This window comes from Streptomyces sp. NPDC006296 (assembly GCF_040613235.1).
In the GTDB taxonomy this organism is placed as follows: domain Bacteria; phylum Actinomycetota; class Actinomycetes; order Streptomycetales; family Streptomycetaceae; genus Streptomyces.
In genome coordinates this window covers 71,135-85,881 of the sequence record NZ_JBEXRT010000022.1, presented here as the reverse complement: position 1 = coordinate 85,881, position 14,747 = coordinate 71,135, and the positions used below count along the sequence as shown (strand labels likewise).

17 protein-coding genes and 1 pseudogene are annotated in these 14,747 nt (G+C 73.2%); 14 read left to right on the top strand and 4 right to left on the bottom strand.

What is annotated here, in order from left to right; translation table 11 throughout:
• Positions 1 to 16: 16 nt before the first annotated feature.
• Positions 17 to 322, bottom strand: a complete 306-nt coding sequence (gene rpsN, locus ABZ172_RS17660) for a 30S ribosomal protein S14 (RefSeq protein WP_356884637.1) — start codon at positions 320 to 322, stop codon at positions 17 to 19.
• The gene (gene rpmB / locus ABZ172_RS17655; protein WP_356884636.1) at positions 322 to 558 is read right to left on the bottom strand and encodes a 50S ribosomal protein L28; all 237 of its coding nucleotides are present in this window, start codon (positions 556 to 558) and stop codon (positions 322 to 324) included. Before rpmB ends, rpsN begins: the two co-directional genes overlap by 1 nt.
• A gap of 65 nt (positions 559 to 623) precedes the next feature.
• On the opposite strand from rpmB, the gene rpmG reads away from it, so the two are divergent.
• Genes rpmG through rpmF form a run of 5 tightly spaced genes read left to right on the top strand, consistent with a single transcriptional unit; the run spans position 624 to position 2,724 of the window.
• On the top strand, positions 624 to 788 hold the full coding sequence (gene rpmG, locus ABZ172_RS17650) for a 50S ribosomal protein L33 (RefSeq protein ID WP_356884635.1): 165 nt from the start codon (positions 624 to 626) through the stop codon (positions 786 to 788).
• A gap of 49 nt (positions 789 to 837) precedes the next feature.
• A complete protein-coding gene (locus ABZ172_RS17645) occupies positions 838 to 1,095 on the top strand; it encodes a type B 50S ribosomal protein L31 (protein ID WP_356884634.1) in 258 nt (85 codons plus the stop codon).
• Positions 1,092 to 2,243, top strand: coding sequence for a GTP-binding protein (locus tag ABZ172_RS17640; protein WP_356884633.1), 1,152 nt, complete (start codon positions 1,092 to 1,094; stop codon positions 2,241 to 2,243). Before ABZ172_RS17645 ends, ABZ172_RS17640 begins: the two co-directional genes overlap by 4 nt.
• A gap of 31 nt (positions 2,244 to 2,274) precedes the next feature.
• The gene (rpsR, locus tag ABZ172_RS17635) at positions 2,275 to 2,511 is read left to right on the top strand and encodes a 30S ribosomal protein S18 (RefSeq protein WP_356884632.1); all 237 of its coding nucleotides are present in this window, start codon (positions 2,275 to 2,277) and stop codon (positions 2,509 to 2,511) included.
• 42 nt (positions 2,512 to 2,553) lie between these two features.
• A complete protein-coding gene (gene rpmF, locus ABZ172_RS17630) occupies positions 2,554 to 2,724 on the top strand; it encodes a 50S ribosomal protein L32 (protein ID WP_356884631.1) in 171 nt (56 codons plus the stop codon).
• 153 nt (positions 2,725 to 2,877) lie between these two features.
• Here rpmF and ABZ172_RS17625 read toward each other — a convergent pair whose 3' ends face one another.
• Together ABZ172_RS17625 and ABZ172_RS17620 are read right to left on the bottom strand one after the other, a co-directional pair.
• A complete protein-coding gene (locus tag ABZ172_RS17625; RefSeq protein WP_356884630.1) occupies positions 2,878 to 3,438 on the bottom strand; it encodes a DUF4232 domain-containing protein in 561 nt (186 codons plus the stop codon).
• A 415-nt stretch (positions 3,439 to 3,853) separates the two neighbouring features.
• Positions 3,854 to 5,254, bottom strand: a pseudogene (locus ABZ172_RS17620) (amidohydrolase); the annotation flags it as partial.
• Positions 5,255 to 5,331: 77 nt separating this feature from the next.
• On the opposite strand from ABZ172_RS17620, the gene ABZ172_RS17615 reads away from it, so the two are divergent.
• From ABZ172_RS17615 to ABZ172_RS17575, 9 genes are all read left to right on the top strand, one after another.
• Positions 5,332 to 5,595, top strand: coding sequence for a hypothetical protein (locus tag ABZ172_RS17615; RefSeq protein ID WP_356884629.1), 264 nt, complete (start codon positions 5,332 to 5,334; stop codon positions 5,593 to 5,595).
• Positions 5,592 to 6,335 (top strand): aldolase/citrate lyase family protein, encoded by a 744-nt coding sequence (locus tag ABZ172_RS17610; protein WP_356884628.1) that lies wholly within the window; start codon positions 5,592 to 5,594, stop codon positions 6,333 to 6,335. The genes ABZ172_RS17615 and ABZ172_RS17610 overlap by 4 nt, the downstream gene beginning before the upstream one ends.
• On the top strand, positions 6,335 to 7,309 hold the full coding sequence (locus ABZ172_RS17605) for a 3-keto-5-aminohexanoate cleavage protein (protein WP_356884627.1): 975 nt from the start codon (positions 6,335 to 6,337) through the stop codon (positions 7,307 to 7,309). The genes ABZ172_RS17610 and ABZ172_RS17605 overlap by 1 nt, the downstream gene beginning before the upstream one ends.
• Positions 7,306 to 8,481, top strand: coding sequence for an iron-containing alcohol dehydrogenase (locus tag ABZ172_RS17600; protein WP_356884626.1), 1,176 nt, complete (start codon positions 7,306 to 7,308; stop codon positions 8,479 to 8,481). Before ABZ172_RS17605 ends, ABZ172_RS17600 begins: the two co-directional genes overlap by 4 nt.
• 23 nt (positions 8,482 to 8,504) lie before the next feature.
• Positions 8,505 to 9,581 (top strand): enoyl-CoA hydratase/isomerase family protein, encoded by a 1,077-nt coding sequence (locus tag ABZ172_RS17595; RefSeq protein ID WP_356884625.1) that lies wholly within the window; start codon positions 8,505 to 8,507, stop codon positions 9,579 to 9,581.
• Positions 9,582 to 10,126: 545 nt separating this feature from the next.
• Complete coding sequence (locus ABZ172_RS17590) at positions 10,127 to 11,179, top strand: lysylphosphatidylglycerol synthase transmembrane domain-containing protein (protein WP_356884624.1); 1,053 nt, start codon at positions 10,127 to 10,129, stop codon at positions 11,177 to 11,179.
• 351 nt (positions 11,180 to 11,530) lie between these two features.
• The gene (locus ABZ172_RS17585) at positions 11,531 to 12,496 is read left to right on the top strand and encodes an ATP-binding cassette domain-containing protein (protein WP_356884623.1); all 966 of its coding nucleotides are present in this window, start codon (positions 11,531 to 11,533) and stop codon (positions 12,494 to 12,496) included.
• Complete coding sequence (locus ABZ172_RS17580; protein WP_356884622.1) at positions 12,493 to 13,314, top strand: ABC transporter permease; 822 nt, start codon at positions 12,493 to 12,495, stop codon at positions 13,312 to 13,314. Before ABZ172_RS17585 ends, ABZ172_RS17580 begins: the two co-directional genes overlap by 4 nt.
• A 667-nt stretch (positions 13,315 to 13,981) precedes the next feature.
• Positions 13,982 to 14,638: a fasciclin domain-containing protein gene (locus ABZ172_RS17575; RefSeq protein ID WP_356884621.1), complete on the top strand. Its 657-nt coding sequence runs from the start codon at positions 13,982 to 13,984 to the stop codon at positions 14,636 to 14,638.
• The last annotated feature ends 109 nt before the right edge of the window (positions 14,639 to 14,747 follow it).

Here is a 14,747-nt window from a genome sequence, read left to right as displayed (position 1 = left end):
CCGCGCCGCGGCCGGTTCACCAGGAGGACTTCGTCACTCCCGGCAGGTGACCGGCATGGGCGTGCGCCCGTACGTTCACCCGGGACAGGCCGAACGTGCGCAGATAGCCGCGCGGGCGGCCGTCGACGCTGTCGCGGTTGCGCACCCGGGTCGCGCTCGCGTCCCGGGGCTGGCGCCGCAACTCCTCCCGCGCGGCGGCCTTCTGTTCGTCCGTGGCCCGCACGGAGGCCAGGACGGCCTTCAGTTCCGCGCGCCGCTGCGCGTGGCGGGCCACGATCAGCTTCCGCTTGTCGTTCTTCGCGATCTTGCTCTTCTTCGCCATCAGACACGCTCCCCTCGGGCCCGGATGCGGGCGACGGCGGCCTCGACACCGATGGAGTCCACGGTCTTGATGGCCCTCGCGCTCAGCCGCAGGCGGACGTGCCGCCCCTCGCCGGGCAGCCAGTAGCGCTTGTTCTGGATGTTGGGGTCGAACCGGCGCGAGGTGCGCCGGTGCGAGTGGGAGATCTTCTTGCCGAAGACCGGCTGGGCGCCGGTCAGCTGGCAGTGGGCGGACATAGGGGTGCTGCCTTTCTCTCCACCGAGTTATCGGTAATGGAAATCATTGTCGTATGCTACTCGCCATGGCCCGCAACGAGGTACGCCCGATCATCAAGCTCCGCTCCACCGCCGGAACCGGCTACACCTACGTGACCCGCAAGAACCGCCGGAACCACCCGGACCGGCTGGTCCTGCGCAAGTTCGACCCCGTCGTCCGGCGGCACGTCGACTTCCGCGAGGAACGTTGACCGCACCGGATCCGCCCGACCGCCGGCACCCGACAGAGAGACCCCACCCATGAAGCCCGGAATCCACCCCGCCTACCGTCCGGTCGTCTTCCGCGACAAGGCCGGTGACTTCGCCATCCTCACCCGGTCCACGATGACCAGCGACAAGACCGTCGAGTGGGAGGACGGCCAGACCTATCCGGTGGTCGACGTCGAGATCTCGTCGGCCAGCCACCCCTTCTACACCGGCACCGCCCGCGTGCTGGACACCGCCGGCCGCGTCGAGCGCTTCGAGCGCCGCTACGGACGGGACGAGGGCCGCCGATGAGCCGCGACGCGCCGATGTCCGTCGTGATCGTCGGCGGACTTCATGCCGAGGCCCGGCGCGCCACGGTCGAGCAGCTGCTGCGCGAGGTGCCGGACAGCGTCGCCCTGCACCACGACCTGTCCGCCGGCCCGGCGGGCACCGTGCACCGCAGCGTCCGCGACTCCACGGGCGAGACCGGCCGGGGCGAGACGCCCCTGGTCAACGACTGCGCCTGCTGCGCCCTGCGCGAGGACCTCGTCCCCGAGCTGGAGCGGCTGGCCGGCAGCGGTCTCACCCGCCTGGCCGTCGTGGAGCTGTGGGACTCCGTCGAACCCCGCGGCATGGCCGAGGTCATCGCCGCGCACGGCGGCGAAGCCTTCCGGCTGACCAACGTGTTCACGGCCGTGGACCCTTCCCTCGTCCTGGCGTGCCTGTCCAACGGCGACGACCTCGCGGAGGCCGGACTCGCCGCCGCCGCCACGGACCAGCGCACCATCGGCGACACGTTCGCCCGGCAGTTGGAGTACGCCCCCGTCCTCGCCGTCACCGACAGTGTGGACACCGGGCCGGACGACCTGGCGCTGCTGCGGCAGTTGCACCCCAGCGCCCAGCACGTCGGCGTCGGATCCGGCGCGTTGGGTGCCCGGGCGGTCGCCGGTTTCGACGTGACCGCGGCGGCGGCCGCACAGCACCCGGCCTGCGCCCGTCTCCCGCACGACTGCGACGAGGAGGGGATCAGCACGCTCGTCTGGCGGCGCCGCCGCCCCTTCCACGCCGGTCGCCTCTACGAGGCCCTGGAGGATCTGTGCTGCGCGGCGGCCCGCAGCCGGGGCAGGTTCTGGCTGGCCGACCGGCCCGGCAGCCTGCTCGCCTGGGACGCCGCCGGAGGCGCCCTGTGCGTGGAGAGCGCGGGCCCCTGGATGGCGGCGCTCCCCGACGCCGCCTGGGAGATGATGCCCGCCGAACGCCGCACCGCCGCGGCCCTCGACTGGGATCCCGAGCACGGAGACCGCTGCCAGCACCTCGTCTTCACCTCCCCGGGCCTGGACCGGGCGGGTCTGCTCTCGCTGCTCGACTCCTGCCTGCTCACCGACGACGAGCTCGCGTCGGGACCCGACGCCCGCTCCCGGCCCACCGGCTTCGACGCGCTTCTCGACGCCGCGGCCTGACCCGCCCCCATCACACCTCCGAGGAGCCGTCATGCCCCGCCCCACCAGGACCGACCCCGTACGCAAGAACCGGCCGAACCCGCTCGACGCGGCCCGCATCACGTACATCGACTACAAGGACACGGACCTGCTGCGGAAGTTCATATCCGACCGCGGCAAGATCCGCAGTCGCCGCGTCACCCGGATCAGCCGGCAGCAGCAGCGCCAGATCGCCACGGCCGTCAAGAACGCCCGCGAGATGGCCCTGCTCCCCTACTCGACTCGCTGACCCGCCCCGTCTCTCCGTCTCCCTCCCAGGAAAAGGACCGTCATGGCCGTCCCCAAGCGCAAGCTGTCCCGGAGCAACACCCGCCACCGCCGGGCCCGGTGGAAGGCGAGCACCCCGGCGCTCGTCCCCGTCACCGTCGACGGGACCACGCACCTGGTGCCCCAGCACCTGAGGAGGGCCTACGAACGCGGTCTCCTCCGCCCGGAGGACTGACCCGGGCAGCGACACGCGGTACGCCCGCCCCTCGGCGACCGTCCTCCCCGGGCGGGCGGACGCGTATGCCTTCGCCGCCGTCGCGCCCTCGGCACGGCCGCGTCGGCCCCCGGAGGATCCGGGGGCCGACGGCAGGGGTGTCCCTCTCCGCGCTCAGCTGCTCGCGGTGCCGAACACCGTGCCGATGTAGGTGCCCGGCCTACCCGAACCGGTCTGGTCCAGGACGGCGATGTCCTTCCAGGGCCAGCTCAGCGTGGTCGTCCTGGTGGTGTCGGGCGGCGTGACCTTGACGCTGACGGGCACGAAGGCCTCCTCGTCCGGGGCGGAGGAGCCGGGGCTGACGGGCAGGAAGGTCAGCTCGGCCATGGTGGCCACGCCCGGCTTCAGGGTGACCTTCTCCGCCTTCCCCTGCTGCCGTGCCATGCTCCAGGCTTCACCGTCGGCGTCCACGAGGTCGAGGCCGGGGTAGCCCTGGACGGTGCAGGTGCGCTCGCCGACGTTGGTGAACAGCAGCAGGGCGGTGGTCTGGACCGCCTCGGGGTCCGGGTCGGCGTCGGTGCCGTGCACGAGGGTCGGCCGGAGCTCGGTGCCGGTACAGGCCGTGGCCTTGGCCTCCCGGGAGGGTGCGGATGCGGTGGCCGCGCCGGTCAGGCCGAGCACGAGGGCGGCACCGACGGCTACGGAGGTGGCGAGGCGGGCGGCGGTTGCAGACATGGATGAGATCCTCACGCAGTGCGGACTGGGACGTCGTCCGGCGGAGTGCCGTCGACAGGACACAGCCTGTGCCGCGATCCGTCCCAGCCGCTACGGACCGGCGCCATGACGGGACGTTGGAACGCGGACACCTCGCTGACCAGCACGGACACCGATCGCATGGAACGCGGAGCCGGAACGCGGAACGGTCGCGGGCCGCTGACCGCCGCCGCGGGTGTCACGTCCCCACGCGTGCGTTCCCCTCACGAGGCGCGTTCCCCGACACGTCGCACGCTCCACCGGTCGGGGCGCTCGAGCCGTCCCGGCCGGGCCGCGTCCACCGGGCCGCACCCGCCTCCGGCCCGCCCGGCCGTCCCCCACCACCGCGCCCGCTCAGGCCGTACCCCCGCGCCGCCTCCCCCACCTTCGCGCCCGCTCAGGCCGTACCCCCGGGGCTCGTTCCGTGTGCGTCCCGGTGCGCCTTCCGGTCGTCGTGGACGCACTCCGCTCCCACCCAGGTCGATCTCACGCGGACGTCCGCCCAGGCGTCGGGCGGCACGGTGGTCAGGTCGGTGTCGAGGACCGCGAAGTCGGCCAGCCGCCCGACCGCCAGGGTTCCCTTGACCCGTGCTTCGTCCGAGGCCGCCGCGGAGCCCCGGGTGTAGACGTCGAGCGCCTCCTCGACGCCGATGCGCTGGTGCGGACCGACCGTCGTGCCCGCGGCCGTCGTCCGGGTGACGAGGGAGCGGAGGGCGAGCAGGGGGCCGGGCGGGGCCAGCGGGTAGTCGGAGGACCCGGCCACCGTGATGCCGGCGGCGCGCAGGGACCGGTGGGCGGAGATCCTCTCGGCCCGTTCCCCGTAGTGGTCGCGCAGCTTCTCGCCGTGCAGCGCGACGAACGGGCCGAACGGCACGGTGATCGTGCGCGTCGCGGCGATGCGCGCGATGAGCTCGTCGTCGACGATGCTGCAGTGTTCGATGCGGTGCCGGAGCTCACCGGGAGGCAGCGACTCGATCACCTCCAGGACGGTCTGGACGGCCTCGTCACCGTTGGCGTGCACGGCGACGCGCACACCGGCGGCGTGGAAGGACCGTACGATCGCGTCCAGTTCGCGCCGGGAGAGGACTTCCAGCCCGTTGCCGGTGCCGGTGGTGCTGCGGTAGGGATCGCGGCAGCGGCAGGTCCCGCCGGTCAGGGCCCCGTCGAGCATCATCTTCACACCGACCGTCCGGAGCCGGTGGGGATCCGGTGAGGCGGCGGGCGGGTGGCCGGGGTCGGCGTACGCGTGCCAGAGCAGCATGCCGACGCGCGCGGTGAGTTCGCCCGCGGCCAGGGCGTCGGAGTAGAGCCGCTGCTCGACAGGGGTGACGAGGGCGTCGCAGAAGGAGGTGATGCCCTTCGCGTGCAGCTCGGCGATCACCTGCTTGAGCGCGGCCCGCTGGTCGCCGGCCGGACCGGCGGCGGCGATCGAGACCTCGCCCGTCCCCGGCAGCCAGGGGTCCAGCCAGGCCCGTTCGACGAGGTGTCCGTCCAGGCTTCCGTCGGGGCGGGTGCCGAGCCGGCCGCCGGCCGGGGCGTCCTGCGCGGTGCGGTAGCCGAGGAGCCGCAGCCCGGCGCTGTTGACCACCGCGCGGTGCAGCGAGTAGTGGATGACGAGGACGGGCCGGGTCGCGGAGACCCGGTCGAGGAGATCGCGGTCCAGCGGTCCCAGGACGCGCTCGTCGTAGGGCTGCGCCACGATCCATTCGCCGGGAGGCGTGTGCCGGGCCCGGCGCCGCAGGACGTCCGGGAGCGAGGCGGGGTCGGTGACGGCGTCGAGGTCGACGCGGGTGCGCGCGAGTGCGGCCTGCGATGGATGGCAGTGGGCGTCGTTGAAGCCGGCGACGACGAGCGCGCCAGCAGTGCTCGCTGGCGGTGGCCGGCCGTTTCGAGCACCACATCCGCACCCCCTGGACCACGGACATGGACCAGTGGCGTCCGGACGAGCACCGTGAGATCGGCAGCCCCTCGGTGGCCGTCATCCCGCCCCCGACCGTGCACACCACCCGGGCCTGCGGCGAGGAACGGAACGAGCTGATCGACGTCTTCAGCCCTCCGCGGGCCGATTTCTCCGCCCGCGCGGGCTGGGTGCTGAACGCGGACGACTATCCCGCTCCCGGCGAGGCGAGGACCTCATGACGGCCTTCAGCGGTGGCCGGGTCGGGACCTGGGTGAAGCTGCCGGCCCTGGAATCCGTGCAGATCGCCGCCCACGCCGGATTCGACTTCGTGGTCGTGGACCAGGAGCACGCCCCGCTCGACGTGCGCACCGCCTACGAACTGATCACGCTCGCGGCGGCGTTGGGCACGACGCCGCTGGTGCGGGTGCCGGACGGCACCCCGTCGCGGATCCAGCGGCTGCTTGACGCGGGGGCGGCGGGGGTGCTGATCGCCCACGTCGACACGGTCGACCAGGCCCACCAGGCCGTCTCCGCCGTCCGTTTCCCGCCGCACGGCCGGCGCGGCGCCGGCGGTACCAGCAGGGCGGGACGCTGGGGGCTGGCCTCACGGGACGACTATCTGGGCTCCGCTGCCGGAGCGCTGTGCATCCCGCAGATCGAGAGCCGGCAGGCCGTCGACAACGCCGCGGCCATCGCCGCGGTCGAGGGCGTGGACGCGCTCTTCGTCGGCGCGGCGGACATCGGACTGGACATCGGCCACGCCCCCGGCTCCGCCGAGGTCACCGGCCTGTGCGCCCGCACCCTGGCCGCCGCCCACGCAGCCGGCGTGCCGTGCGGTGCCGCGACCGCGACCCCCGGGGCGGCCGAGGTACTGCTGGAGCAGGGCTTCGACTTCCTCGTGGTCGGCAACGACACCTCCATGCTCGCCGAGGCCGCGGTCGCCACGGTGCGGGCCCTGCGTCCGCGAGGAGACTCCTGATGAAGCACACCGAGCACACGATCATCAGCTGCGCCGTCACCGGTGCGATCCACACCCCGAGCATGTCCGACGCGCTTCCGGTGTCCGCCGCGGAGATCTCCGGGCAGGCCCTCGACGCCGCCCGCGCCGGTGCCGCCGTGCTCCACCTGCACGCCCGCGACCCCGAGGACGGGCGGCCCAGCTCCGACCCCGAGGTGTTCCGGCGGTTCCTCGTGCCGATCGCCGCGGGCAGTGACGCCGTCGTCAACATCACCACCGGCGGATCCGCCGTCATGACCCTCGACGAACGGCTGGCGACGGCCCGCACCTTCGCGCCCGAACTGGCCTCGCTGAACATGGGGTCGATGAACTTCAACTTCGCCCCCGCCGCGAGCCGCGTCACGCACTGGCGCCACGACTGGGAGGAGGCGTACCTGACCGGCTCCGCGGACCGGATCTTCTCCAACACCTTCACCCAGATCGAGACGATCCTGCGCGACCTCCAGGCGCGCGGCACCCGCTTCGAGTTCGAGTGCTACGACATCGGCCACCTTTACACGCTGGCCCACTTCGTGGAGCGTGGGCTCGTGCGCTCCCCCTACCTGGTCCAGGGAGTGTTCGGCGTTCTCGGCGGCATCGGACCCGACCTGGACCACGTCCAGCACATGGTGCGGACCGCCGACCGGCTCTTCGGGGAGGAATACGTGTTCTCCGCGTTCGCTGCGGGGCGCCACCAGTTCGCCGTCGCCACGCACGCCGCGCAGTTGGGCGGGCACGTACGCGTCGGTCTGGAGGACAGCCTCTACATCGGCGCCGGTCGACTCGCCCGCAGCAATGCCGAACAGGTCGAGAAGATGGTACGGATCCTCCAGGAAGCCGGACGGACCCCGGCGACCCCGGCCCAGGCGCGGAGCACCCTCGCGCTCAAGGGCCCGGAGCACACGAAGCTGCCGCGCCCCACCGCGCCGCCCCGGGAAGAAGAGGAGTCACGATGACGCACTCCGTCGCGTCCGTCGCCCTGCCGCGCCTGCTGCGGATCGGCCCCGGCGCCTCCGAGCAACTCGGGGAGGTGCTCCACTCCCTGGGACTCTCCCGGCCGCTGATCGTCACCGACGCCTACCTCAGCGGCAGCGGCACGGCCGGCCGCATCGCCGACGGCCTGGTCCCGCACGGCATTCAGGCGCAGGTGTACGACCGCACCCGGCCCGACCCCACGACGACGTCCGTGCAGGACGCCGTCGACGAGCTGAACCGGGGCGATTTCGACTGCGTGATCGGGCTCGGCGGCGGCAGTCCGATGGACACCGCGAAGGCCGTCGCGCTGCTCGGCACGACCGGACGGCCCATGCGGGACTATGCCGCTCCGGTGGTCACCGACACTCCCGCCCTCCCCCTCGTCGCGATACCCACCACCGCCGGCAGCGGCTCGGAGTGCACGCGCTACACCATCATCACCGACGACACCGGGTCGGCCGACGAGAAGATGCTCTGCCCCGGCCTGGCCTTCCTGCCGACGGCGGCCCTGGTGGACCCGCTGCTGACCGTCGCGATGCCGCCCCGGCTCACCGCCGACACCGGGATCGACGCGCTCACCCACGCCATCGAGTCCTACGTCAGCCGCCGGGCCACGCCCTTCACCGACGGGCTGGCGCTCACCGCCATGGCCGCCATCGGCCGGAACCTGCGCACCGCCTACGCCCGCCCGGACGACCTCCCGGCGCGCAGCGCGATGATGCTGGCCTCCACCCAGGCCGGAATGGCGTTCTCCAATGCCAGCGTCGCCCTCGTCCACGGTATGAGCCGTCCTGTCGGGGCCCATTTCCACGTGGCCCACGGCCTCTCCAACGCCATGCTGCTGCCCACCGTGACCGCCTACTCCCTGTCGGCCGCGGTGTCCCGGTACGCGGACTGCGCCCGCGCCATGTCCCTCAGTGGCGAAGGCGGGTCCGACGAGGCCGCCGCACAGGCGCTCCTCACCGAACTCCGCAGCCTCAACTCCGACTTGGCCGTCCCCAGCCCCGAGCAGTACGGAATCGACCGGGAGCGCTGGCTGCACATGACGCCCACGATGGCCGAGCAGGCGCTCGCCTCCGGCTCGCCCGCCAACAATCCCCGTTCGCCCGACCGGGCCGCCGTCGAGCAGCTCTACCGCTCGCTCGTGGCCTGATGCACCCGCCGAAAGGTACCGCCATGCCGGGATCCGGCACTCCTGTCGACGACTCCCCGCTCGACCGCACCTCCCGCCCGGTGCCACCCGGTGCCCGCACCGGACCGGCCGGCGGCCATGTGACAGCCGCGGCCGAGAACGGACTGGGCCTGATCCGGCTGGACCGGCCGAAGGCGCTCAACGCCCTCACCCCCGCCATGGTCGACGACCTCACCCGGGTCCTCACCCGGTGGGCGGACGACGACTCCGTGCACACCGTCGTCGTCCGGAGCACCTCCGCCCGCGCCTTCTGCGCGGGGGGCGACATCCGCCTGATGCGGGAAGAGATCCGCGCGGACCGGCTGGAGGCCACGATGGCCTTCTTCGCCGCGGAGTACGCACTCAACGAACAGATCGCCACCTACCCCAAGCCCTATGTCGCCGTCCTGGACGGCGTGGCGATGGGCGGCGGACTCGGCCTGTCCGTCCACGGCAGCCACCGGGTCGTCACCCCGCACAGTGTGCTGGCGATGCCCGAGACCGCGATCGGGTTCTTCCCGGACGTCGGGGCCAGCCACTTCCTGCCCCGGCTGGCCCCGGGCTGGGGCCGCTACCTCGGCCTCACCGGTGCACGGGTCGACGCCTCCGGTGCGCTCCGCAGCGGCCTGGCCACCCACCATGTGCCGAGGGAGCGTCTCGACGACCTCGTGCTGCTCCTGGCCCGTGAAGGCGCCGACGCCCTCGACCGCGTCCACACACCGCCGCCGGACCCCGGCCCCGCACGGTCCGCGGCGGAGGAAGCGCTCCTCCGGGTGTTCCGGACCACCCCGCTGGCCGACCTGACGACCGTCCTGGCGGCCGTACCGGAAGCCGATGCCGCGCTCGCCGCCCTGCGCGCCGCCTGCCCGGCGAGTCTCGTCCTCACGGACGAACTGCTGCGGCTGGGCTCCACGGACCCCCTCCGCGCCTGCCTCGACCGGGAACTCGCCACTGCCAGGTCGGTCGTCAGTGGCCACGACTTCGACGAGGGTGTCCGATGCGCCCTGGTCGAACGCGGCACCGTCCCCCGGTGGAGCCACACCGATGTCCTGCACGCGGCGGCGGACAGGAACGCGTCCTGACCCACCCGCGCACCCCGCCGGAACGGGCCCTGCCCGGCTGACGGGCGCCTTCCGACGGACGGGTCCCGTTCGACGGACGGGTCCCCTTCGACGGCCGGGCGGCGCCGGCCGGGTCCTCCTCGGCGGATCGACGGCGCGAGCGTCCGGCGGTGTGTCCGCTCCCCCGCGACAGCCGGGCGGCGCACGGGAAGCCTCGCCGGTTCCGGGCTCCCGGGTGGGGTCCGAACGGCCCACGCCGAGGACCGTTCGGACCTGGCCGCACCTGATCGGCCGGCCCCACAGTGGGAGAGCGGTACGGCCGGCGCCACCGGACGGAGCGGAGAGCGAGGGACGCCGCCCGGGACCGGCCGGGTCCCGCCGGTGTGCGTCACAGCGGCAGCGGAGCGCGCGGCTGCCGTGTCCCGGGCCGCTGCGGTGCGGCGCCCGGCCGTCACGGGAGCGCCCCGCCGGACGTACGGGCGGGAGGCGACAGCCGGCCGGCGCGTCGGAGCCGGGAGCGGAAGGGCCGTTCGCCCGCGCGGAGCTTCAGGGAGTGTTCCGGCATCGTGGTTGCTCGCAGAGAGGGACACCGGCGCATCGACGGCCGGCCGGGCCGGTCCACCGGCTCGCGCCGATGGCCCCGGTACGCCTGGTGGTTCCTCTCCGGAGCCGTACTCGTCGCCCTGGCCACCACGGCGGTGGTGCGCAGGAGCGAGGTCGCCGGAGCCGTACGGCTGCTCGCCGACGTCGACCCACCGGTACTGGCCGCGGGTGCGGTGTGCGAGGCGGCATCGCTGCTGTGCTTCGCCGGGGTGTGGCGGTGGCTCCTGAACGCCGGCGGCGCCGGTTGGCCCCTGCGCCGAACGGCGGCGCTGACCCTGGGCGCGAACGCGGTCGCCGGGGTCCTGCCCGGCGGGGCGGTACTGGCCACCGCCTGGGCCTACCGGCAGCTGCGCCGTCGTGCGGTCGGTCCCGAGCTCGCGGCGGCGGTCCTGGCCGTCGCCGGTGCGCTGTCCGCCCTGGGGCTCGGCGTCCTCATGACGGTGGCCCTCCTGGCCTCCGGATCGTCAGCACGGATCGTCGGATTCTGGACGATGTCGGTCTTTCTGGTCGCCCTGGTGTCGGTGGGCGCCGGTGCGGCCCTGGTCAGGCGGTCGAAGACCGTACGCAGGCGGCTGTGCCGGCTCTGGGCCGGAGCGACCCGTGATTCCGGCTGGGCACGCGACCTCGGTGCCGCCGCGGCCGGAGTCGCCGAGCAGGCACAGCACCTGGACCGGAGGCCCCGCGCATGGATGTCACCGGCAGCCCAGGCCCTCCTCAACTGGGTGTTCGACCTGGCGTGCCTGGTCCTGTGCATGCGGGCCCTGCACATCGCCGTCCCCTGGCCCGGGGTGCTCGGCGCCTACGTGCTGACCCAGATCCCGGCGAGCCTGCGGCTGACGCCCGGCAACATCGGTGTGATCGAGGCGGGCATGGCCGCACTGCTGTCCGCCTACGGCGTCCCTGCGCACCAGGCGCTCGCTGCCGCCCTGCTGTACCGCGCCGTCAGCTACTGGGCCGTCCAGCCGATCGGCTGGTGCTGCTGCGCGGTGGTGTCCCTCCACGGCAGGCACCGCTGACACGGCAGGGCGCCCGTACGGAGCCGGGGCCGGTATCCGGCATCCCTGCCGGGGCCGGTATCCGGCATCCGGTGGGCACGGGCACGACGGACACCGCCTCTCGGACCGCCGGAGAGGGACGACGGAGGAGGTCAGGGGAGGAGGGGTGACGGGTACGGACGCCGGGGTGACGGGCACGGACGCCGCCCCGCTCCGGCCCGCGGCAGCAGCGCAGGCCGGAGGCGCAGGCCGGAGGCGCACGCCCGGGGGCGCATCACACCGTTCTGCGGCAGGGGCGGGGCGAGGCCAGAATGGAGGGAGCGGAGCGGGACCCGGCCGGATGCCACGGCCACCTCGATCGAGGGGCAGCCCATGGAGCGAGCCGCCATCAGCGTCGACGGCCTCGGCAAGCGGTTCGGATCGCTCGTGGCCCTGGACGAGCTGACCTTCGAGGTCCGGCCCGGTGAGGTCTTCGGACTGCTGGGCCCCAACGGTGCGGGCAAGACCACCGTGATCCGGATCCTGACGACGATCCTGCCCCCGAGCGCCGGCCGCGCCGAGGTGCTGGGGCACGACGTGGTGCGGGAGGCCGCCGTGGTGCGGCGGCTGATCGGGCTGGCCGGTCAGTACGCGGCCGTGGACCCCAACCTGACCGGGCGGGAGAACCTGCGTCTGATCGGCCGGCTGACCCGGCTGGCCCACGCCCGCATCCGGCCCCGGGCGAGTGCGCTGCTGCACCGCTTCGACCTCGTGGCCGCCGCCGACCGCCCGGTGCGGACCTACTCGGGCGGGATGCGGCGCCGTCTCGACGTCGCCGCCGCCCTGGTCGCCGAACCGCCCCTCCTCTTCCTGGACGAGCCGACCACCGGCCTGGATCCGCAGAGCCGCAACGCCCTGTGGGGGCTGATCCGCGAGCTGGTGAGCGACGGGACCACCGTCCTGCTGACCACCCAGTACCTGGAGGAGGCGGACCAGCTGGCGGAGCGGGTCGTCGTCGTGGACGAGGGGCGTCTCATCGCCGACGACACCCCCGCCGCCCTGAAGGCCCGCCTGGGCAACACCGTGATCGAACTGGACATGGGCGACCGGCACCGCGCGGAGGCGGCGGCCGCCACCGTCGGGAGGCGGCTCGGAGCGGCCACGGAGGTCGACGGTCCGCGGCTCAGGCTGCCCAGCCGGAACGCCTTCGCGCTGCTGCGCGGCCTCCTGAACCTGCTGGAGGCCGACGGACTCGTCCCGCGGAACGTCACGGTGCGCGAATCCAGCCTCGACGACGTCTTCCTCGCCCTCACCGGCCACCGCACAGGGACCGGCGCCGCCCCCGGGGAGCCGGAATGAGTACGACCACCACCGGGCGCCCCTCGGCGGAGCGGCTCGGCAGCCGGATCGCCGCCACGGTCAACGACGGCCTGGCGATCGCCTGGCGCAACCTGATAGGTCTGCGCAGGGTGCCGCGGCTGCTGGTGTTCTCCACCGTCCAACCGCTCGTCTTCGTGCTGATGTTCCGCTACGTCTTCGGCGGTGTCGTGGGCCCGTCGCTGCCGCCCGGCGTCTCGTACGTCGATTTCCTGATTCCCGGGATCTTCGTGCAGACCGCCGTCTTCGGATCGATGAACACGGCGATCGGGCTGGCCACCGACATGCAGACCGGCCTGATGGAACGCTTCCGTTCGCTGCCGATGGCCCGCTCGGCCGTGCTGGTCGGCCGGACCACGGCCGATCTGGCACGCAACGTCTTCGTCGTGGCGCTGATGACCGCCGTCGGTTTCGCCCTCGGCTTCCGGATCCACGCCGGTGTTCCGGCGTTCCTCGGCGGAGTGCTGCTGGTCCTGGCGTTCGGCTTCGCGATGTCGTGGATCTTCGCGGTGGTCGGCATGGCGGTCGGCGACCCGGAGTCCGCCCAGGCCGCCGCCTTCCCGGTGCTCGCGCCCCTGGTCTTCGCCTCCTCGGCGTTCGTCCCCGTGCACACCATGCCCGGCTGGCTCCAGGCGTTCGCGAACCACCAGCCGGTCTCGCAGACCGCCGAGGCCGTACGGACCCTGGTGCTGGGCGGCCCGGCCACGACCGACGTGTGGGAGGCGCTCGTCTGGGACGCGGGGATCGTGGCGCTCTTCGCACCGCTGGGCGTGTGGTTCTACCGCAGGGTCGTCCGGTAGCGTCCGCCGCCACCCTCGGCCGGCGGACGCGGGGCCGCAACCGGCCGGCGAGCATCTGGTGCGGTGCACGACGGAAAGATCCGGTCCCGGGCGGTCCGGCCTCGGCCCGTCGTCCCTCGCCGGGACGCTCCGGCCGAACGGCGGCCGGGTCGCGTCGCGGGGCGCCCAGGAGAGTGGCGCCCCGCGACAACCGTTCCCACGGGCCTTCCGGCGCGGGGAACGGACGAGGCCCCCGTCCCCGACGGGAACCTCATCGTGTGCGGCCTCTCCTCCGAACAGCCGCGCACATCTGTTGTTCGCCGCCGCAGGGGCGCCGGATTGGTCGGCGCGGTCAGCAACGCTCGTGGTGGGTACATCCGGTCCCCGGCGTCTCCCCTCGGGCGCACCTCCACCCGGGCCCGGCCCCCGGACAAAGTTTTCTCCGTCCCGGACCAATCCGAAGTCGCGGCGGCTCCGGATAGCAGACATGACGATCAGAACGGCACGGCCTGTCAGGCTCTCGGCGGGGCTCCCCCCGGAGCCGCTTCGCGGAAGACCGCACTGACACCGTCCGTTCGCACACCCGATGTCCGCTCCTGCGTCAGCACCACGGGACGCAGAAGCAACGAGTTGATCAGCCCGCTCGGTCCACCCGCAGAGCAACCGACGAACACGCAGGAGAATTCTCGTGAACGCCTTCCGGATCCGCCGTACCGCCCTCGCCCTCACCGCCGCCGCCGTCCTGCCGCTGACCCTCACAGCCTGCGGCGGGGACGACAGCTCTTCCGACTCGGCGGCGGACAAGGCGACGAGCTCCGCTCCGGCCAAGGAGGAGTCGAGCGCGCCGGCCGAGGGTACCGACCCCATGGCGGGTCCCTTCGGTCCGGGCTGTGCGTCCGTCCCCAAGGAGGGCGCGGGTTCCTTCGACGGCATGGCCCAGGACCCCGTCGCCACGGCCGCCTCCAACAACCCGGCGCTGTCCACCCTGGTGACCGCGGTCAAGAAGGCCGGCCTCGTCGACACCCTCAACAGCGCCGAGAACATCACCGTGTTCGCGCCGACCAACGACGCCTTCGCCAAGATCCCGAAGGCCGACCTGGACAAGGTCCTGGCCGACAAGGAGATGCTCACCAACATCCTCACCTACCACGTCGTCGGCGAGAAGCTCACCCCCAAGCAGCTGGAGGGCGGGACCTACGACACCCTCCAGAAGTCCACCCTCGCCACCAAGGGCTCCGGTGAGAACTACACCGTCAACGACACCTCCAAGGTCGTCTGCGGCAACGTCCCCACCGCCAACGCCACCGTCTACATCGTCGACACCGTCCTCATGCCCAAGAGCTGAGACCCGCAGCCCGTGACCGGGTCGCTCAGCGAGTAACGCCACCTCGCTGCCGAACCGGCCGGGCATGAGGAAGGGCCCCGAGTCATCTTCACCGACTCGGGGCCCTTCC